Genomic DNA, 18,140 nt, shown 5'->3' on the forward strand with positions numbered 1-18,140 from the left:
TTCAGTCTTCCAGTTCGGGGTCTGCGCGCAGCCTGTCGAAGGCGACGGCCAGTATGATGAAGCTCCCCACGAATGCCCCTTGCCAGAAACTGCTGATTCCGAGAAGGGTCAGGCTGTTGCGGATGACCTCGATGAGGGCGGCGCCGATCACCGCCCCGAACACCGTGCCGGCCCCGCCCATGAGATTGGCGCCGCCGATGACGGTGGCGGCGATGACGCTGAGCTCCATCGATTGGCCGAGATTGGTGGTAACGCCCCCGAGCCAGCCGGCTTCGAGGACGCCGGCGATGCCGGCCATCAGCGACGAAAACATATAGACGCTGACTTTCAGGCGGCGCACCGGGATGCCGGTGAGGAGGGCCGCATGCTGGTTGCTGCCGATCGCGAAGACCCAGGTGCCCCAGCGCGTCCACTTGAGGATCAGGCCGGTGATGATCGCCAGGATGACGAGCGCGATGACCGGGTTGGCGATGCCGAGCGTCGAGCCGCCGCCCAGCCAGAACAGCGCTTTCTCGTCCGGCCCGAACTGATAGATCATGCGGTTGTTGGAGAGCACCATCGCGATGCTGCGCGCCAGCGACAGCATGCCCAGCGTCACGACGAAGGCGGGGATCCTTATATAGGCGATGAGAAAGCCGTTGATGGCGCCGACCAGCAGGGAAGCCGCGAGCGCCGCCACGGTTCCCGTGGCGAGGCCGAAGCCGGCATTCATGACGATGGCGAGCACCATGGCGGACAGGCAGAGCGTCGAGCCAACCGAGAGATCGATGCCGCCCGAGATGATGACCACCGTCATGCCGAGCGCGATGATGGCGACGAAGGCAAAATTGCGCGTGACGTTGAACAGGTTCTGCGGCGTCGCGAAGGTGTCGGTGAGGGCGGTCAGCACCAGGCAGGCGATCACCGCGGCAAGGAATACCCAGAAGGCCGGCCGCGACATGATCCAGCTCGAGAGGCTGTGGGTCTCCTGCTTTATGGCGTCATCGAGTGCGGCATTCATGTCGGGGCTTCCATGTCCGGGATGGTCAAAGTGATTCAATGGCGCCGGTGATCAGGCCGGTGATCTCCTCGGGCGACGTGCTCGCCGTCGGCCGGTCGGCGACCTTGCGTCCGCGCCGCAGCACCGCGATGCGGTCGGCGACGGCGAAGACATCGGGCATGCGGTGGCTGATGAGGATGACGGCGAGATTCTGCCGCTTGAGCTCGCGGATGAGGTTCAGCACTTCCGCCACCTGGCGCACCGAGATCGCCGCGGTCGGCTCGTCCATCAGGAGGATCTTGGCTTGCGCCAGCCGGGTCCTGGCGATGGCCACCGCCTGGCGCTGCCCGCCCGACATGGCGCGCACCATATCGCGCGGGCGCGTTTCCGAGCGCAGATCCCTGAACAATTCGCCGGCCCTGGCATTCATGGCGGCATAGTCCATCACCTTGAAGGGGCCGACCCCCTTCGTCAGCTCGCGGCCGAGGAACACATTGACGGCAGCCGAGAGATTGTCGCACAGCGCGAGATCCTGATAGACGATCTCGACGCCCTGGTTGCGCGCATCGACCGGGCGATGGAGTTCCACCTCCTGGCCGTCGATCGTGATCGTGCCCCTGGTCGGCTTGAAATTGCCGGCGATGATCTTCACCAGGGTGGATTTGCCGGCGCCATTGTCGCCCATCAGGCCGAGAACCTCGCCGCTGTTCAGTTCCAGCGACACGCCGTCCAGCGCCTGGATGGCGCCGAAATTCTTGGAAATTCCGCTCAAGCTCAGGATCGCCATGGCAACTCCGTGGGGACGTATCGAGAATTCCACTACCGCCGCCTTTAGGCAATGTCCATCGCTCTTTAATCAGTATTATCATATTTGTCCGACAAATAGATTGACGGCAACCGGACGATGGGCTTAGCTGTGCCGGCTTAAGCGACGGGTGCCAGGCCCTGCGGCGAAGGCCGCGAGGCGCGGCAGGGCGCGAGCGCTGCACCGGCTCCGTCGCCCCGGACACAAGTAAAATCGCAAGGGAGGATGACATGGTGACATTGATGCGCGGACTGCTGGCCGCCGCCGCGATCGGACTGATGAGCGCACCTTCGCTGGCCGCCGACAAGATTCTGGCGATCGTGGTCAAGGGCCTCGACAATCCGTTCTTCGAGCAGATCCATCTGGGCTGCGAGAAATGGAACGCCGAGAATGCCGGCAAGGGCTATAGCTGCTTCTATACGGGACCTGCCTCGAGCGCAGATGAGGCGGGCGAGATTCAGATCGTCGACGATCTTCTGAACAAGCCCGATATCGCGGCGATCGCCATATCGCCGTCCAATGCGCCGCTGATGGCGAAGCTTCTGCGTGAGCGCAAGCCCGCGATCCCGGTCATGACCATCGATGCCGATCTCGGCAAGGACGATGCATCGCTGCGCAAGACCTATCTCGGCACCGACAACTATCTGATGGGCGTCAAATTCGCCGAGCATCTGCAGAAGCTGAAGCCCAAGGGTGGCTCGATCTGCCTGCAGCTCGGCAATGTCGCGGCCGACAACATCAATGCGCGCGCCGCCGGTACCCGCGACACGCTGGCGGGTGCGAAGGGCACCGAGCGCCTTACCGGTCAGAATAGCTGGACCGAGATCAATGGCTGCCCGGTCTTCACCAACGACCAGGCCGATCTCGCCAACCAGCAGATGGCCGACACCTTCACCGCCAATCCCGATCTCGATGCCTTCGTGCTTGAGGGCGGCTGGGCGCAATTCGCGCCGCAGGCCTATGCCCAGGTGACCGGGCAAGTGAAGGATAAGATGGCATCGATGAAGCTCGTCATCGTCGCCGGCGACACGCTGCCGCCGCAGATGGAAGCGCTGAAGGCCGGGCAAAGCCATGTCCAGGTCGGCCAGCGGCCCTTCGAGATGGGATATCGCGCCCCCAGCGTGATGCTCGATCTCATCGCCGGCAAGGCGCTCGATCCCGTGATCTATACTGGCCTCGATGAATGCACCCAGGAGACGGCGGCGACTTGCATCGGCAAGTAGGCTACTCCCGGACTTGAACGCCCGTCACCCGGAGCTGCCGCGTCGCAAGCGCGGCGGCGCTGATCGGGGCGGAGAGAGCCAGTATCTCCTCCAGTTATTTGGCTCTCTCTTTCTTTTTGCGCCCCCTTTACTTCCGCTCGAATCCGCGTAGAAAGCGCGCCCCCAGCCGATGGAGGCGCCGATGAGCCAACGAACCGAGGTCGCCAGGCACTGGGAAGCCAATGCCGAGACCTGGACCAGACATGCCCGCGCCGGTTACGACGTCTATCGCGACGCGCTGAACACGCCGGCTTTTCTCGCGATGCTGCCGCCCATTCGAGGTCTTGTCGGTCTCGATGTCGCCTGCGGCGAGGGATCGAACACGCGCAACCTTGCGAAGCTCGGTGCGAAGATGCAGGCGATCGACATCGCGCCGACCTTCATCCGCCATGCCGAGGCCGAGGAGGCGGCTCGTCCGCTCGGGATCACCTATCGGGTCGGCGACGGCATGGACCTGCCCTATGACGCCTCGTCATTCGATTTCGCCACATCCTTCATGGCCCTTATGGACATGCCGGACCAGGACAAGGCGCTGGGCGAGATCGCCCGGGTGCTGAAGCCCGGCGGCTTCCTGCAGTTTTCGATCCTCCATCCCTGTTTCGTGCCGCCCTACCGCAAGACATTGCGGGAGCCGGATGGAACTGTGCGGGCGATCGAGGTCGGCCGTTATTTCGACGCTGTCGACGGCGAGGTCGAGCGCTGGCGGTTTTCGAACGCCCCGGCCGAAGAGCGCGAAAGCGTCGAGCCCTTCGCGGTGCCGCGCTTCCACCGGACCTTGAGCCAGTGGGTGGCGTTCATCTGCGGCGCGGGCCTCGCGATCGAGGCGCTGGGCGAACCTTGCGCCGATCCGGCCGTCGCCGAGGCCTGGCCCACCGTGGCCGACACCCGCGTCGCGCCGATCTTCCTGCATTTCCGGGTAAGGAAACCAATTCCATAAGGGGCTTCGGCGCTTTAGAACTAGCGCCGCATGACCACGGCCTCCCCGAATCTGCCGCCGCCCGCCGATCCTGAAGCGGCGGCTCGCGCCTGGGTGGAATTGCGCGGCGCCGGCGCGGATCTCGTGGCCTTTGAGGCGAAGCGGCCGCTGGTCGAGGCGGTCTTCGGCGGTTCGCCCTTTCTGCGCGATCTCATGCTGCGCGATTCCGCCTTCGCCGCGCGAATCCTTTCAGCCGATCCGAAGCCATTGCTGGACGAGGTGATTGCCGGTCTTTCAGCGGAGGCGGACGATGAGCAGGAATTGCGCCGCCTGTTGCGGCGCAGCCGCAACCGCGCCGCCCTCATCATAGCGCTTGCCGACATTGGCGGCGCCTGGTCGCTCGATGAGGTGACGGACGCGCTGACGCGCTTTGCTGAGGCCGCCCTCAATGCGGCGCTCAACTGGCTGCTCCGCGATGCGCTACGCACCGGCAAGCTCACCACGCTCGACGAGGCCGATCCGGGCTACACCATCCTCGGCATGGGCAAGTTCGGCGCCCATGAGCTCAATTACTCGAGCGATATCGATCTCATCGTTCTCTATGACCCGCAAACCGCGAGACTGGCGGAGGGCGTCGATCCCTCGACCTTCTTCGTCCGCCTCACCAAGCGGTTGGTGGTCCTTTTGCAGGACGTGACCGAGGACGGCTATGTGTTCCGCGTCGATCTCAGGCTCAGGCCCGATCCGCGCGCCACCCAGATCGCCATCTCGATCGAGGCGGCGGCGATCTATTACGAGAACCAGGGCCAGAACTGGGAGCGCGCCGCCATGATCAAGGCGCGCGCGGTGGCCGGCGACCTGGCGCTGGGGACAGAATTCCTCGATCGTCTCACGCCCTATATCTGGCGCAAATATCTCGACTTCGCGGCCATCGCCGATGTGCAGTCGCTGAAGCGCCAGATCCACGCGGTCAAGGGCCATGGCACGATCGCGATCCTCGGCCACAATATCAAGCTCGGCCGCGGCGGCATCCGCGAGATCGAGTTCTTCGTGCAGACGCAGCAGCTCATTGCCGGCGGCCGCAACCCGAAGCTCAGAGGCAGGCGCACCGTCGACATGCTGGCAGCGCTCGCCGAGGCGAAATGGATAACGCCTGAGGCGTCGGCGGAGCTCACCCAGGCCTATCGCTTCCTGCGCGAGATCGAGCACCGCATCCAGATGGTGGCGGATGAGCAGACCCAGACGCTGCCCGAGGACGAAGCGGCATTCGCCAGCCTGGCGCGCTTCGCGGGCTTCGCCGACGCGGCCTCCTTCGAGCAGCGCCTGCGTGCCACCTTCGAGCTGGTGCAGGGCCATTATGCGGCGCTGTTCAAGGATGCCGAAGAGCTCGGCACCGAATCCGGCAGCCTCGTCTTCACCGGCGGCGAGGACGATCCCGAGACACTCGAAACCCTGACGCGCATGGGCTTCAAGCGGGCGAGCGAGATCGCCGCGATGGTGCGCAGCTGGCATTTCGGCCGCTATGCGGCGACACGCAGCGCCAAGGCGCGCGAGCTCCTGACCGAGATCATGCCGGCGCTCCTGACCTCGCTGGCGCGCAGCGGTGATGCCGACCAGGCCTTCATCGCCTTCGACCGCTTCCTGGCCGGTCTTCCCGCCGGCGTGCAGCTCTTCTCGCTGCTCAAGACCAGATCCGCCTTGCTCGACCTCATCGGCATCATCCTTGGCACCGCACCGCGCCTGGCCCAGGAGTTGAGCCAGCGCCCGAAGGTTCTCGATGCGGTGCTCGATCCGGGCTTCTTCGGATCGCTGCCCAAAGCGGCGGAGATCACCCATCTCGTCAACGCCGCCACCCCGCCCGAGACGATCATCGACGAAGTGGTGGACCGGGTGCGCGTGGTGGCCAAGGAACAGGCCTTCCGCATCGGCGTGCGCATCCTGTCGGCAACGGTGGGGGCGGCCGAAGCGGGCGGGGCCTTCTCCGATCTTGCCGATGTCGTGCTCTCCCGCCTTCATGAGGCGGTGATCCGCGAGATGGTCGAGCGCCATGGCAAGGTCGAAGGCGGGCGCAGCGCCATCGTCGCCATGGGCAAGCTCGGCGGGCGTGAGATGACGGCCGGCTCCGATCTCGATCTGATCCTGATCTTCGATCATGACGAGGATGCCGAGCCCTCCGACGGCAAGCGCCCGCTGGCGGCGGGGCAATATTTCACCCGCCTGACCCAGCGCCTGATCTCGGCCGTGACGGCGCCGACCGCCGAAGGCGTGCTCTATGAAGTCGACATGCGCTTGCGGCCTTCCGGCAACAAGGGACCGGTGGCGACGAGCCTGGTGAGCTTCACCGATTATCACCGCGACCAGGCCTGGACCTGGGAAAGCCTGGCGTTGACCAGGGCGCGTGTCGTCGCCGGCGATCCCGCTCTGGCGGAGAAGATCGGCGGCGTCATCCGCGAAGCTCTGTGCCGGTCCCGCGACACGCCGAAGATCACCGCCGACGTCATCGACATGCGCCGGCTGATGCTCAGGGAGAACGCCCCCTATGGCGTGTGGGACATCAAGCGCGCGCAGGGCGGGCTCGTCGATATCGAGTTCATCGCCCAGTATCTGCAGATCACCCATGCCCAAAGGCTGCCCGACATCCTGAATGTGACGACGTTCCGGGCTCTCGAGCGCCTGCAAGGCGCTGGGCTTTTGCCCGAGGAGGACGGGCGGATCCTGAGGGAGGCCTGTCTTCTCTATCAGCGCCTGACCCAAGTGCTGCGCCTTTGCGTCAGCGGTCCCTATGACCCCCGATCCGTGCCCTCGGGGCTGAACCGCATCGTGGCGAGCGCCTCCGCCATGCCCGATATCGGCTCGGCCGAGGCGCTGCTGGGCGAGACCCAGGGCCGGGTGGCCGGTCTGTTTGCCCGGCTCGTCGGACCGCTCTAACCCTCGCCCTGCAAGCGAAGCACAGCGGGGAGAGGGGAGGGACCCGACGCGAAGCGGCGGGAGGGGTGAGGGGCAACCGGCGGTGAAGTCTGTCGTGATTTCGAAGTCCCTGCGAACTCCCCCGCAAGCCCCTCATCCTCCCATTGCTTCGCAATGGGCCCCTCCTTCTCCCCGCTGAAGCGGGGTGAAGGGATGCCTCTGAATTTTTCGTGAGAATCCCGCGACGGAAACCCCAGTCCGTTCCGTCTTTGTTTCAGGGAGCTGGTTCCCAGGAAAATGGAGACGACCATGAGACGTGACACAATCCGTGTTGCGGCGGCAGCCGCTTTGCTTACGCTCGCGACCACCCATCTCGCTTTCGCCCAGGAGGCGACCCTGCCGAGGAGCGAGCGCTCCTTTGCGCGCCTCGACGCCGACAGCGACGGCAAGGTGACGATCAATGAATGGAAGCCCAAGGCGGTCAAACGGTTCATGCGTCTTGACGATGACCAGAACGGCACCGTCACCACGGCCGAGATCGACACCTGGCTCAAGAAGGGCATCGAGCGGCGCAAGGAGCGCATTCTGAGCCGCCTTGACCAGAACAAGGACGGCGATGTAACCCGCGCCGAGGTTGACGCCTATATCGATGCTCTGTTCAATGGCGCCGATGGCGACAAGGATGGCGGCCTGACGCTGGCGGAAGTGCGCGAAAGCGCGCCGAGACGCGGCAGGCAAGGCGACGCCAAGGCAAATTGACGACGAGCCGGCATGAGCGCGGATGTTCATGCCGGGCGAAAGGAAGCGACCGGGAGACGTGTCGGCACGCAACACTGAGACTGGCCCGTCCAATGACCCGGACAGTGCCCTCCTTGCTGCCGTCGCCGCTGGCGATGAGAAGGCGTTCGCCGGGCTTGTCGAACGGCATTACGACATCGTTTACCGCGTGGTCTGGCGGGTCACGTCAGGCCACGCGGATACCGAGGATATCGTTCAGGAAGCCTTTCTGAAGCTGTGGAACAACCCGTCCCAGCTGCGCCAGGGGGCGGCGTTGAGGGGCTGGCTGATGCGGGTGGCGACCAATCTCGCCATCGACCGGGCCCGGCGCAAGCAGGCCTCCAACCTCGACGACCAGCCGGAAATCGCCGATTCCGGCCCCGATGCGCTCGACCAGGTCCTGGGCGACCGGTCGGCCACAGATATTAATTCCGCTCTGGCACGTTTGCCGGAGCGACAGCGTTTGGCCCTCTCACTCGTCTATTTCGAGAATATGAGCAATATCGAGGCCGCCGCCGCCATGGAGATCAGCGTCGAGGCCATCGAATCGCTCCTGGCGAGGGGCCGCCGGGCGCTCAAGGCCGATCTTAAAGATCGCTGGCGCGACCTCCTTGCCGATATCGGCGGGATGAGCCAATGAGGATGAGGTAATGGACGCGCTGAAGACAAGACTGGCAGAAGTTCTGGCCGCCTATGGGGCGGACCCGGCCCGCTGGCCCGCGGCCGAACGTGCCCGCCTTCAGGCTGCGATCCAGAGCGAGCCGCAACTCCTTGCCGAAGCTCGGGAAATCGACTTGGTGCTGGCCAAGGCCGCAGCCCCTGTGATCCCGGCAGGCGCCGCCAGCCGCCTTCTGGCGCGGGCAGGGCAGGCGCGGCCGGCCCTCAATGTCGTTCCCTTCGACCCCGCCCGCCGGGGCCAAGGCCAGCGCCAGCGCTCGATCTGGTCCTGGGGGGCTGCGGCGGCCCTCGCCGCCTCTTTCGCCTGCGGCATCTTCCTCGGCACCACGAATTTCGCCGCCAGGCTCGGCGACAGCGAGGTGGTCGAGATCGATGACCCGATCGTCCTCACCGGCATCGATGATGCGACCGTTCTCCTGGAGGGCGAAAGCTGATGGCGGATCAGCCTGCGCCTCCGCCGCCTGCCGGCCGCTTCGCCAACTGGCCGCATTGGACCATGTTCCTGCTGGTGGCCTCGCTCGCCGCCAATCTGCTGATCGCGGGCGCCGCCGGCATGCGTTATTTCTACCCCGAGCGGCTCGCGCGCTGGTCAGGCGCGAGCTTCACCCAGCTCCTGCCGCGCCGCTTCCTGTCCGATCTGCCTGAGGAGCGCCGCCGCGAGTTCCTCGATCTGCTGAAGAGCCGGCGCGAGGTCTTCCGTGAATCGCGCGGCCAGATGCGCGCGGCGGCGCTGCGCTTCGCCGAGGCGCTCGAGCGCAATCCCTATGACGAGGCCCTGGCGACGAGCGCCATCGCGGACTTCACCAGGCTCAGCACCGACATGGTCGACAGCGGCACGCTCGTCACCTTGCAGATCGTGCAGAAGCTGAAGCCCGAGGAGCGCCTGCTCCTCGCCCAGCATGTGCGCGAGCGCCTCGAGCGCATGCAGCAGCGCCGCAACCGGAAGAAGGACAACCCGCCGCCTGATGGCGGGTGAGCCGTGTTCGTTAGAGAATCGGACCGACGCTCTGGAATGCTTCCCCTTTCCTCCGCCACCTGCTAATGCGGCCAGCGAAGAGCTTGGCATATCGAGGTTCCGTTTTGCCGACGTAAAGACCGGTCTCGCCTGTATTCACCCGCCCGAGGGAGGGATGGCTGCGCGCTGTCCCATCTCGGGCATTTGTTCATCGGGTGGTGGTCTGAGACCGGTCCGGCATTGTGACATGCGCCTCAGCTCTTCCATCATCCGAAATCACCGCCTGACCTGCGCCCGCAAAGGGTTTCTCCTGCCGCCGCCTTGTGAACTTCCAGATCGGAAGTCCAAGCCGGCATGTGCGCATTTCTTCGGGTCCGTTGGACCATCACGCCCCTTATTCCCCCGCAGCCCTGGATCGCCTGCAGCAGCTGCGGCGGTCCGAGGCCTTTCCAGTCGAGCGGCCGGATCCGCCTCAACGCCAATGGCAAAAGGCTCGATGCCTGGCTGATCTATAAATGTCTTTCCTGCGACAAGACCTGGAACCGCCCGCTCTTCGAGCGCCGCAATCGCGGCGACATCGATGCCGCCACGCTGGACGCGCTGCATTTCAGCGAGCCCGGTTGGGTCAGAATGCGCGAATTCGATGTCGATGATCTGCGCCGCCGGGCGCAGCGGATCGAGGAATTCGCCGATATGGAAATAAGCAAGGAGGTGCTCGAAAGGGTGGAGGATCGGGCCGCCGGAATGGAGATCGAGCTGCGCGTGGTGTTGCCGGCCAGCTTGCGCTTGGACCGTCTGCTCGCAACCGAGCTCGGCCTGTCACGGTCGCGGCTCGATGTTCTTCAGGCGGCGGGCCGGCTGCGGATCGATCCTGAGCGCAAGGACGGCCTGCGCCGGCGCGTGCGCGACCGGATGCGCATCGCCCTCGACGACCCGCACATCATGGATACTCGACCGTGACATTCGGCCAGCTTTCATGCCATCTCTTATGCTCGATGCGTGCTGTGTAATCCGCCTTGCGCCGGTGCCCGCTGGGCGTCGGCCGGATGGTCATGGCGAAGAGGTCCGCAAGCCCATAGGGTGCGATGACGTCGAGCTGGCCGGCCTGGCCGAGACGCACGGCAATGCAGGTCGGCGTCTCCAGCCAGAACCGCAAGGCATCCGCCGTCGAGCCATAGGGAGGATCGCCGTTGCGGATATGCATGCGCGCCTGGTTGCGCACGCTCCAGGGCAAAGCCGGCGCCAGGTCCCGGAGTTTGCTTTCCTGGGCTTCATCGTCGCGCGCGTCGCAATGCTCCGGGTCGAAATACAGGACGTCGATGTCGTCGACGGGCGAGGCGATCCGGTAGCCGCAAAGCTCGTCCCATACCGCCGCCCTGATGAAACCTGCGCCCACCGCCCAGTCCGGCAGAGCCAGGGATCGCACCATCTCCAGCACCTGCATGCGAAGCGGCGCCCGTCGCAGGATGGCGTCCAGGTGCTGCTCGAGATCGGCATTGCGCATGAGAGGAGATATTAAGCCGCCGCCGAATGCGCGGGCTTTGCCGCGACCGCCGGCAGTCTGACGGTGACGGTGGTGCCCTTGCCGGCCTCGCTGGCGATGGTGAGCTCGCCGCCGTGGAGTTCCACCAGCGATTTCGAGATGGCGAGGCCTAGCCCTGAGCCGCCCTTGGTCTTGGTGAACTGGTTCTCGACCTGCTCGAAGGGCCGGCCCAGCTTCTCGATATCCTTGGGCGGAATGCCGATGCCTGTATCGGCGATGGTGATCAGCGCATTGTCGCCATCGAGCCTGACCGACAGCGTGACGCGCCCGCCTTCCGGCGTGAACTTCACCGCATTGGAGGTGAGATTGATCAGGATCTGCTTGACGGCGCGGGTATCGACATCGGCCTTGAGCTTCTTGGGCGCATGGCAGACAAGCTCGACCTTGCCCTCCTGGGCGCGCGCCTCGACCAGGCGCAGCGTCTCCTTCACGATCTCGGAGAGATCGGCCTTCTGCAATTCGAGCTTGAGGCGGCCGGCCTCGATCTTCGACATGTCGAGGATGTCCGAGATGACATCGAGCAGGAACTGGCCGCTCGAATGGATGTCCCGGGCATATTCGATATATTTGCCCGCACCCACGGGACCGAACATCTGGTTCTCCATCACCTGGCTGAAGCCGATGATGGCGTTGAGCGGGGTTCTGAGCTCATGGCTCATATTGGCGAGGAATTCCGACTTCGACCGGCTCGCGGCCTCGGCCCTGGTCTTCTCGCGCGAATATTTGTCGGCGAGGTCGGCGAGGCGCTGCGACTGCTGCTCGGCGAGGAGGCGCTCTTTCTGCAGGTCGCGCACCGTCATCATCAATTCGCGCTCGGACAACAACAGGCGCTCTTCCTGCTGCTTGAGCGGCGTGATGTCGGTGCCGACCGAGACGAAGCCGCCATCCTTGGTGCGCCGCTCATTGATCTGCAGCCAGCGCCCGTCGCCCAACTGCACCTCGAAAGTGTTGCCTTCGCCGGCGATGCGGCTGTGGATCGGCATGCGCTGGCGCACCGCCGGCTCCTTGGCCGTCTTGGCGACAAGCTCGTAAGGCGTGCCCGGCGTGCACACGCTGGCGGGCAGCGAATGGAACTGCTGGTACTTGGTGTTGCACAGAACGAGGCGGTTCTCGGCATCCCACAGAACGAAGGCTTCCGAGATATTCTCGATCGCATCCTTGAGGCGCAATTCCGCTTCCTGGTTGAGCCGGTCGGCGAGCTTCTGCGCGGTGATGTCGATGACGATGCCGACGAGATGCGGCTCGACCTCTTCCGGCGCGTTGGAGAGCTCGGCGCGCGCCCTGAGCCACACCCAGTTGCCGTCGACATGGCGCATGCGGAATTCGTGGTCGAAGACCGATTTCTGGCCGGTCAGCAGCGCCTCGACCACTTCCTCGAGTTGCGCGTCCTCGGGATGGATGCGATCGGCGACATCGCCGAAATTGAGGAACTCGCCGGTCTCCTCAAGGCCCAAGATGTCATACATGGATTTCGACCAGAAGATCCGGCCGCGCGATATGTCCCAGTCCCACAGGCCGCAATGGCCGCGGTCGAGCGCCTTGTCGAGCCGCTCGGTGGCGACGGTCAGCGTGCGGTCGGCTTCCGACGCTTTGGCGGCCTGCCAGTGGAAAGCGCCGCCCAGCATCATGAGGACGAGGAAGGTGACGCCGAACAGCACGCTCACCTGCATGACGCTGTCCTTCCAGGCGCGCATGACATCGGCGCGCTTCTGGATGACGAGGAGGCTGCCGGGCAGCGGCGAGAGATCGCTCATGCCGACATAGGCTTCCTCGCCGGAGGTCAGCGTGATGCGCGCCATCTCGGTGTCGTTGATGTTGATTTCGGTGATGAAACGATTGCTGAGCACATCGCCGATGGTCTGGCCGGCGATGGAGCCGTCGGCTTTCGAGGCGACCGTGATCACGCCCGAGGCATTGACGAATGCGAAGATGCGGCCTTCACGCTGCGCTTCGGGCAGCAGCGCCGCGTCGAGATCGTCCTGGGTGAAGGGCTTCGGCGTGAAGCCCGACTGGATCTGGGTGCGCGCCGCCTGCTTGATGTGCTGGGCCGCCGCCGTCGCATAGAGCAGCGTCTGGCGGTTCTGTTCGGTCAGATGCGTCATCCGGCTTTGCGCCAGCTGCAGGATGAGCGCCAGAGCAAGAGTCACGAGGAAGAGCGAGACGAGGATGGTGATGAGGATGCGAAGCGAGCGCTCACCTATGGTAATCCGGGCCCAGCCGGGCAAGGGGAGCGGCAAGCGGAGCACCCGCTCCTTGAAGTAAAGTCCGCCCAACTGTGCTTTGCTGCCCAAGTACCGCCCCCTGCGTGGCGCTCATTCAACGGGAATCCGCACCCCCAAACCAACCCACCTCACGAATCACCGCCTATTGATTCGTAAGTGGAATGATTTGTCCAGCCGGAAACAGGTGGCAGCTATTCTATTGAAAGAACGAGCAATTTTAAGGCGGATGGGCGGTGGTTGGGTCAGTCGCCGCAAGGCATATCGAACACCAGCAGTCCAGCTTTTCCGAGTGGGAGCTGAGCCACGACCTGGCCCTGCGGATTGATGACGGCGGTCGGGCCCAAGGCAACGCTTCCATCCCGTTCGCCGGTCACATCGGCGGAGAGGAGCCAGAGTCCAGTTTCCCGGCAGCGTTCGCCCCTGACGAGATTGTGCAGGGTCTTGAAGGCTTCGGCTCTTTGCCGCTGCATCATGTTGTTGGAGGGACAGACGACGAGCGATGCGCCGAGCTCGGCGATCCTGCGCGGCGCCTCGGGGAAGTTCGTGTCGTAGCAGATATTGATGCCGAAACGCAGGCCCTCGACTTCGAAGATGGGGCTTCCGTCTCCGGCGGAGAATGCCCGTTCGCCATCCAAGAGATGCGCTTTCCGGTATCGGCCGACCAGATGGCCGTGCGCGACGACGACGGCGGTGTTGAAGAGGCGTCCACCGTCGCTCTCGATCATGCCGATGACCAGCATCGGTCCGGCTTTCGGCAGCCGGTCGAGAATGCGGTTGAAGTCGGGCGAGCCGAGATCGAGCGCATGCCGCCGCGCCGAAGTCTCATCGGTCAGGTAGCCCTGCAGGAAGCCTTCCGGGAAGCACAGTAAGGCAGCCCCTTCCGCATCGGCACGACGGGCGAGGTCGCTGATGCACCGCAAGGCGGCGTCGACATTCTCGCGATATTCGACGGTCTGCGCCGCAGCGATGCGTATGATGGGCATCATTTTCCCGTCTTCACCTGCAGCCGCTTTAGTCTTGCTCCAGCTTCGGCGCTTGATGCAGCTCGGAGCAGTGATGGCCAATTGTCGGGCGGGTTGCCGCGCTGAAGCATCTTGCGGAAGACGGCATAGGCGTCCGCATCGCTCTCATATGCGCGCAATGAATTGTCGTCATTGACCCATGCGAGGACAATCGTGTTGCTTTCAGCAGAACGCTGGTAGCGGAAGAAGAGGCGGAACTGCTGCAGGAACTTCGCTCGGAACCAATGCTTGTAGTCATTCCCGAGCGTATCGCCTTGACGATAGATGTCGCGTGTTGGATCACTGGGAATGTCTTCGAAGGCAACCTTAATCACAGCCGCGAGCAATTTCGCTGCCCGCTTTTTCCTGTAGCCCCTGGCATCCTTCGCGCGCGCTTTTTCAACTTTCGCAATCAATGTTTCCAGCTGGTCGAGAAACAGTGGATGCGCATAGATGGTCCATCCATTGATCTTGACAGGCGCGTCAGTCACGCCTCGTCGTCCGGCAGCGCCTCGTCGAGATCGACAGTCACACCGCGGACCAGCTTCCTGCCGCGCTCCAGGAGATCGCGCGAAACCGGCTTTATCCGCGCGGGCTCAGCCGCCATGTCCTTGGCCAGAAATGCCAGGAACTTTCCGATTACCGGATCGGGCTTTTCAGCACTCTCCTGTTTGGCGAGGACGACGGTACCATCGGCGAGACCGCGAAACACGACGCGATCGCGCTTGCCGAGCGCCAGCATCTTGCGAATTGCCGCCGGAACGGTCGTTTGGCCGCGATCGGTGATGGTCGCCGGGATTTCGAGAAGCTTCGCGTTCTTGGGCATGAAGCGGAATGTAATGCATTTGCATTGTAAGTCAAGGAAGTCTATCCCAGCGACTTGGAGACGATCTCGAACAGGTCGCGCGACAGGCCGGGGGTGGCGAGAATGCGCTCCAATTGCGCCCGGGCGAGACCGCGCCGCTTCTCCTCGAGCGTGGCCCAGCTGCGGAAGGCGGTGGCCATGCGGGCCGCCACTTGCGGGTTGATCTTGTCGAGGGCCAGGATCGTGTCGGCAAGGATCGCATAGCCTTCGCCATCCGGCGCATGGAAGGCGAAGGGGTTGCCCATGGCGAGCACGCCGATGAGGCTTCGCACCCGGTTGGGCGTCGTCAGCTTGAAGTCCGGGCGCTTCATCAGCTCGCGCACGCGCCGGTTCGTCTGGGCCAGCGGCGCCGAAGCCTGCAGCGCGTACCATTTGTCGACGAGGAGATGATCGTCCCTGTGGCGCTGGTGGAAGGCGCCAAGCGCCTCATCGCGCTCCGGGCGGTCGAGCGTGACCAGGGTCGAGAGGGCGCCGATCTCGTCCGTCATATTGCCGGGCCTGGCGAGCTGTTCCATGGCGAGCTTCGCGCCCAATGCCGGATCGCCGCCCGCGAGCGCATACAGCACCGCATAGCGCAGCGCCCGCCGCCCGGTCTCCGGCGGATCGGGCCGGTAGGCGCCTTTCGCTTCCGTCCTGCGCCACAAATCGAGCAGCACCTTCTTCAGGCTGGTGCCGATCTCGGCGCGCAGACTTTCGCGCATCTCATGGATGGCGCCCGGATCGACATCGCGGCCGATCAGCGTGGCGATTTCCTGCTCGCCGGGAAGGGACAGCATCGATGCCTTGAAGGCATCGTCGAGCTCGTCATCGGCAAGCACCGCGCTGAGCGCCGCGATGAAGGACTTGCCGTCCGAGACGGAGCGTTTGCCGGCGAGACGGGCGCGCATCAGCGCATGGGCCGCCGACTGCGCCGCCTCCCAGCGGTTGAAGGTGTCGCTGTCATGCTTCATCAGGAAGAGCTGATCGGCAAGCTTGGCCCAGCCCTTGATCCTGATGGGTGCCGAGAAGCCGCGATTGAGCGACAGCACCGGCTTTTTGGCGACGTTCCGGAAGCGGAACGTCTTCCTGGCCTCGGTGAGTTCGATCAGGGGCTCATTGAGCAGTCCAGTGCCTTCGAGATCGAGCGGCATGTCCTCACCATCAGGACCGACGAGCCCGATGCCGAGCGGGATCTGCAAGGCGGCCTTGGCCGGCTGGCCGGGCGTCGGCGCCGTCACCTGCTCGAGGGTGAGGTCATAGGTCTTTTTCGCCGCATTGTATTTTTCCGAAACGGTGACCTCCGGCGTGCCGGCCTGCTCATACCAGGTGAAGAATTGGTCGAGATTGCGGCCCGACGCATCGGCCATGCAGCGCACGAAATCCTCGACCGTCGCCGCCTCGCCGTCATGGCGCTCGAAATAGAGATCCATCGCGCGGCGAAAGGCGTCGCGGCCGATGAGGGTGAGCATCATGCGACAGAGCTCGGCACCCTTCTCATAGACGGTCGCCGTATAGAAGTTGTTGATCTCGATATAGGAGCTGGGCCTGACCGGATGGGCCAGCGGCCCGCCATCTTCCGGGAACTGGTCGCCGCGCAATCGTTTCACATCGGCGATGCGCTTCACCGCGCGCGAGCGGATATCGGCGGTGAATTCCTGGTCGCGGAAGACGGTGAGGCCTTCCTTGAGGCAGAGCTGGAACCAGTCGCGGCAGGTGATGCGGTTGCCGGTCCAGTTGTGGAAATATTCATGCGCGATGATCGCTTCGATATTGACATAGTCGACATCGGTCGCGGTCTCGGGCAGGGCCAGTATGTATTTGTCGTTGAAGACATTGAGCCCCTTGTTCTCCATGGCGCCCATATTGAAGTCGGAGACGGCGACGATCATGAAGATGTCGAGGTCATATTCGAGGCCGAAGCGTTCTTCGTCCCAGCGCATAGAGGTCTTGAGCGACTCCATCGCCCAGCCGCAGCGGTCCTCCTTGCCCTTCTCGACATAGATGCGTAAGCCCACCTTGCGGCCCGAGCTCGTCACATAGCTGTCGGCGACATGGGCAAGATCGCCCGCGACGAGGGCGAAGAGGTAGGAAGGCTTCGGATGCGGATCGTCCCATTCGGCAAAATGCCGGTCGGTGCCGGCGATGGCGCCGGCAGCGCCGGGATTGCCGTTGGACAGGAGCACCGGGCAGGTCGCGGTGGGACCCTCGATGCGCACCTTGTAGCGCGCCATCACGTCCGGCCGGTCGTAGAAATAGGTGATGCGCCGAAAGCCCTCCGCCTCGCATTGCGTGCAGAAGATGCCGTTCGAGACATAGAGTCCGGATAGTTCGGTATTGGCCGCAGGCTTGCAGATCGTGACGACCTCGAGTGTGAAGGGCTTTTGCGGCACTTGGGCGATGGTGAGGCTCGTGGCGTTGACGCTGTAGCGTGACGGATCGAGCGGCTTGCCATCTAGGCTGATCGATTTGAGCTCGAGCTTCTCGCCGTCCAGCACCAGGGGTGCATCGGGTGCGCCGGCCGCTTCATTGGGCCTGAAAGTGAGGCGGGAGGCGACCCGGGTCGCTTCGGGGCTCAGGCTGAAATCAAGGTGAACCGCGTCGACCAGATAGGGAACCGGCTTGTAATCCTTCAAATAAACGGTCTGCGGGCTTATATTGTTCATATGCTATAGTGTCTTGGGGGTTGAAAGAGAGTCGTCGATTATGAGCCGGGCTTTCGTCAAAGAGCAAGATGGACAGGATGCCGTTGAGGAACTGCCGGAGCATCCGATCAGCCCCAATCCGAACTTCGTGACCCCGCGCGGTCTTGCGCTCATCGACGAAGAGATCGAGACGGCCCGCAAGCTTCTGGCGCATGCCCAGCATGAAACCGATCGCGCCGGTATCGCGCGCGCCTCGCGCGATCTGCGCTACTGGACGCAGCGCCGCGCCACCGCGCAGCCGGTCGAGCCGCCCAAGGCGCCGCAGAAAGTCGCCTTCGCCACGCGCGTCACCATCAAGCGCGATGACGGCCGCGAGCAGACTTTCTCCATCGTCGGCGAGGACGAGGCTGATCTCGAAAAGGGATTGATCGCCTATACCGTGCCGATGGCGCGGGGCTTGCTCGGCCTCGAAGTCGGCGAGGAAGCGGAATTGCCCGGCGGCAATGGTGAAGTGACCGCGATCACGGCGATCTGACTTACCCTCGCCCCGCTTCAGCGGGGAGAGGGGAGGGGCCCGACGCGAAGCGGCGGGAAGGGTGAGGGGCATGG

The 18,140-nt window shown here is 64.2% G+C and carries 17 protein-coding genes; 9 read left to right on the forward strand and 8 right to left on the reverse strand.

Annotation, left to right across the window (positions count from 1 at the left end; genetic code table 11):
* Position 1: 1 nt before the first annotated feature.
* Complete coding sequence (locus tag DT068_RS27010) at positions 2-1,000, reverse strand: ABC transporter permease (RefSeq protein WP_119393012.1); 999 nt, start codon at positions 998-1,000, stop codon at positions 2-4.
* Between the two features lie 25 nt (positions 1,001-1,025).
* Positions 1,026-1,766: an ATP-binding cassette domain-containing protein gene (locus DT068_RS27015; protein ID WP_119393013.1), complete on the reverse strand. Its 741-nt coding sequence runs from the start codon at positions 1,764-1,766 to the stop codon at positions 1,026-1,028.
* Between the two features lie 248 nt (positions 1,767-2,014).
* Between DT068_RS27015 and DT068_RS27020 the strand changes: the two genes are divergently transcribed.
* The 8 genes from DT068_RS27020 (at position 2,015) to DT068_RS27055 (ending at position 10,239) form a co-directional block, all read left to right on the forward strand.
* Entirely contained in the window at positions 2,015-3,007 is a 993-nt protein-coding gene (locus DT068_RS27020) for a substrate-binding domain-containing protein (protein WP_119393014.1), read from the forward strand.
* Between the two features lie 181 nt (positions 3,008-3,188).
* Positions 3,189-3,983, forward strand: coding sequence for a class I SAM-dependent methyltransferase (locus DT068_RS27025; RefSeq protein ID WP_119393015.1), 795 nt, complete (start codon positions 3,189-3,191; stop codon positions 3,981-3,983).
* Between the two features lie 30 nt (positions 3,984-4,013).
* Complete coding sequence (locus DT068_RS27030) at positions 4,014-6,890, forward strand: bifunctional [glutamine synthetase] adenylyltransferase/[glutamine synthetase]-adenylyl-L-tyrosine phosphorylase (RefSeq protein ID WP_119393016.1); 2,877 nt, start codon at positions 4,014-4,016, stop codon at positions 6,888-6,890.
* Between the two features lie 288 nt (positions 6,891-7,178).
* Entirely contained in the window at positions 7,179-7,628 is a 450-nt protein-coding gene (locus DT068_RS27035; RefSeq protein ID WP_162914493.1) for an EF-hand domain-containing protein, read from the forward strand.
* Positions 7,629-7,686: 58 nt separating this feature from the next.
* The gene (locus DT068_RS27040) at positions 7,687-8,286 is read left to right on the forward strand and encodes a sigma-70 family RNA polymerase sigma factor (protein ID WP_368905293.1); all 600 of its coding nucleotides are present in this window, start codon (positions 7,687-7,689) and stop codon (positions 8,284-8,286) included.
* Positions 8,287-8,296: 10 nt separating this feature from the next.
* Positions 8,297-8,758 (forward strand): hypothetical protein, encoded by a 462-nt coding sequence (locus DT068_RS27045; RefSeq protein ID WP_119393019.1) that lies wholly within the window; start codon positions 8,297-8,299, stop codon positions 8,756-8,758.
* The gene (locus DT068_RS27050) at positions 8,758-9,300 is read left to right on the forward strand and encodes a periplasmic heavy metal sensor (RefSeq protein ID WP_119393020.1); all 543 of its coding nucleotides are present in this window, start codon (positions 8,758-8,760) and stop codon (positions 9,298-9,300) included. Before DT068_RS27045 ends, DT068_RS27050 begins: the two co-directional genes overlap by 1 nt.
* Positions 9,301-9,633: 333 nt before the next feature.
* Positions 9,634-10,239 carry a DUF1062 domain-containing protein gene (locus DT068_RS27055; protein ID WP_119393021.1) on the forward strand — a complete coding sequence of 202 codons (606 nt, stop codon included), beginning with the start codon at positions 9,634-9,636 and terminating at the stop codon, positions 10,237-10,239.
* Here DT068_RS27055 and DT068_RS27060 read toward each other — a convergent pair.
* The 6 genes from DT068_RS27060 to pepN form a co-directional block, all read right to left on the reverse strand.
* Positions 10,220-10,783 (reverse strand): nucleotidyltransferase family protein, encoded by a 564-nt coding sequence (locus tag DT068_RS27060; RefSeq protein WP_119393022.1) that lies wholly within the window; start codon positions 10,781-10,783, stop codon positions 10,220-10,222. The genes DT068_RS27055 and DT068_RS27060 overlap by 20 nt on opposite strands.
* 11 nt (positions 10,784-10,794) lie before the next feature.
* Positions 10,795-13,113, reverse strand: a complete 2,319-nt coding sequence (locus DT068_RS27065; protein ID WP_162914495.1) for a PAS domain-containing sensor histidine kinase — start codon at positions 13,111-13,113, stop codon at positions 10,795-10,797.
* Positions 13,114-13,286: 173 nt separating this feature from the next.
* Positions 13,287-14,027: a carbon-nitrogen hydrolase family protein gene (locus DT068_RS27070; protein WP_119393069.1), complete on the reverse strand. Its 741-nt coding sequence runs from the start codon at positions 14,025-14,027 to the stop codon at positions 13,287-13,289.
* Positions 14,027-14,536, reverse strand: a complete 510-nt coding sequence (locus DT068_RS27075; RefSeq protein ID WP_119393024.1) for a type II toxin-antitoxin system YhaV family toxin — start codon at positions 14,534-14,536, stop codon at positions 14,027-14,029. Before DT068_RS27075 ends, DT068_RS27070 begins: the two co-directional genes overlap by 1 nt.
* Positions 14,533-14,871 (reverse strand): type II toxin-antitoxin system PrlF family antitoxin, encoded by a 339-nt coding sequence (locus DT068_RS27080; RefSeq protein WP_119393025.1) that lies wholly within the window; start codon positions 14,869-14,871, stop codon positions 14,533-14,535. Before DT068_RS27080 ends, DT068_RS27075 begins: the two co-directional genes overlap by 4 nt.
* Before the next feature lie 41 nt (positions 14,872-14,912).
* Complete coding sequence (gene pepN / locus DT068_RS27085; protein WP_119393026.1) at positions 14,913-17,552, reverse strand: aminopeptidase N; 2,640 nt, start codon at positions 17,550-17,552, stop codon at positions 14,913-14,915.
* A 40-nt stretch (positions 17,553-17,592) separates the two neighbouring features.
* On the opposite strand from pepN, the gene DT068_RS27090 reads away from it, so the two are divergent.
* Positions 17,593-18,066, forward strand: coding sequence for a GreA/GreB family elongation factor (locus tag DT068_RS27090; RefSeq protein ID WP_119393027.1), 474 nt, complete (start codon positions 17,593-17,595; stop codon positions 18,064-18,066).
* Positions 18,067-18,140 lie beyond the last annotated feature (74 nt).

Source organism: Taklimakanibacter lacteus (assembly GCA_003576695.1).
GTDB lineage: Bacteria > Pseudomonadota > Alphaproteobacteria > Rhizobiales > Aestuariivirgaceae > Taklimakanibacter > Taklimakanibacter lacteus.

Excerpts from the sequence above, each read along its gene's own strand:
- DT068_RS27010 (WP_119393012.1), bottom strand. The coding sequence starts at position 1,000 with ATGAATGCCGCACTCGATGACGCCATAAAGCAGGAGACCCACAGCCTC.
- DT068_RS27015 (WP_119393013.1), bottom strand. The coding sequence starts at position 1,766 with ATGGCGATCCTGAGCTTGAGCGGAATTTCCAAGAATTTCGGCGCCATC.
- DT068_RS27020 (WP_119393014.1), top strand. The coding sequence starts at position 2,015 with ATGGTGACATTGATGCGCGGACTGCTGGCCGCCGCCGCGATCGGACTG.
- DT068_RS27025 (WP_119393015.1), top strand. The coding sequence starts at position 3,189 with ATGAGCCAACGAACCGAGGTCGCCAGGCACTGGGAAGCCAATGCCGAG.
- DT068_RS27030 (WP_119393016.1), top strand. The coding sequence starts at position 4,014 with ATGACCACGGCCTCCCCGAATCTGCCGCCGCCCGCCGATCCTGAAGCG.
- DT068_RS27035 (WP_162914493.1), top strand. The coding sequence starts at position 7,179 with ATGAGACGTGACACAATCCGTGTTGCGGCGGCAGCCGCTTTGCTTACG.
- DT068_RS27045 (WP_119393019.1), top strand. The coding sequence starts at position 8,297 with ATGGACGCGCTGAAGACAAGACTGGCAGAAGTTCTGGCCGCCTATGGG.
- DT068_RS27050 (WP_119393020.1), top strand. The coding sequence starts at position 8,758 with ATGGCGGATCAGCCTGCGCCTCCGCCGCCTGCCGGCCGCTTCGCCAAC.
- DT068_RS27055 (WP_119393021.1), top strand. The coding sequence starts at position 9,634 with ATGTGCGCATTTCTTCGGGTCCGTTGGACCATCACGCCCCTTATTCCC.
- DT068_RS27060 (WP_119393022.1), bottom strand. The coding sequence starts at position 10,783 with ATGCGCAATGCCGATCTCGAGCAGCACCTGGACGCCATCCTGCGACGG.
- DT068_RS27070 (WP_119393069.1), bottom strand. The coding sequence starts at position 14,027 with ATGCCCATCATACGCATCGCTGCGGCGCAGACCGTCGAATATCGCGAG.
- DT068_RS27080 (WP_119393025.1), bottom strand. The coding sequence starts at position 14,871 with ATGCCCAAGAACGCGAAGCTTCTCGAAATCCCGGCGACCATCACCGAT.
- pepN (WP_119393026.1), bottom strand. The coding sequence starts at position 17,552 with ATGAACAATATAAGCCCGCAGACCGTTTATTTGAAGGATTACAAGCCG.
- DT068_RS27090 (WP_119393027.1), top strand. The coding sequence starts at position 17,593 with ATGAGCCGGGCTTTCGTCAAAGAGCAAGATGGACAGGATGCCGTTGAG.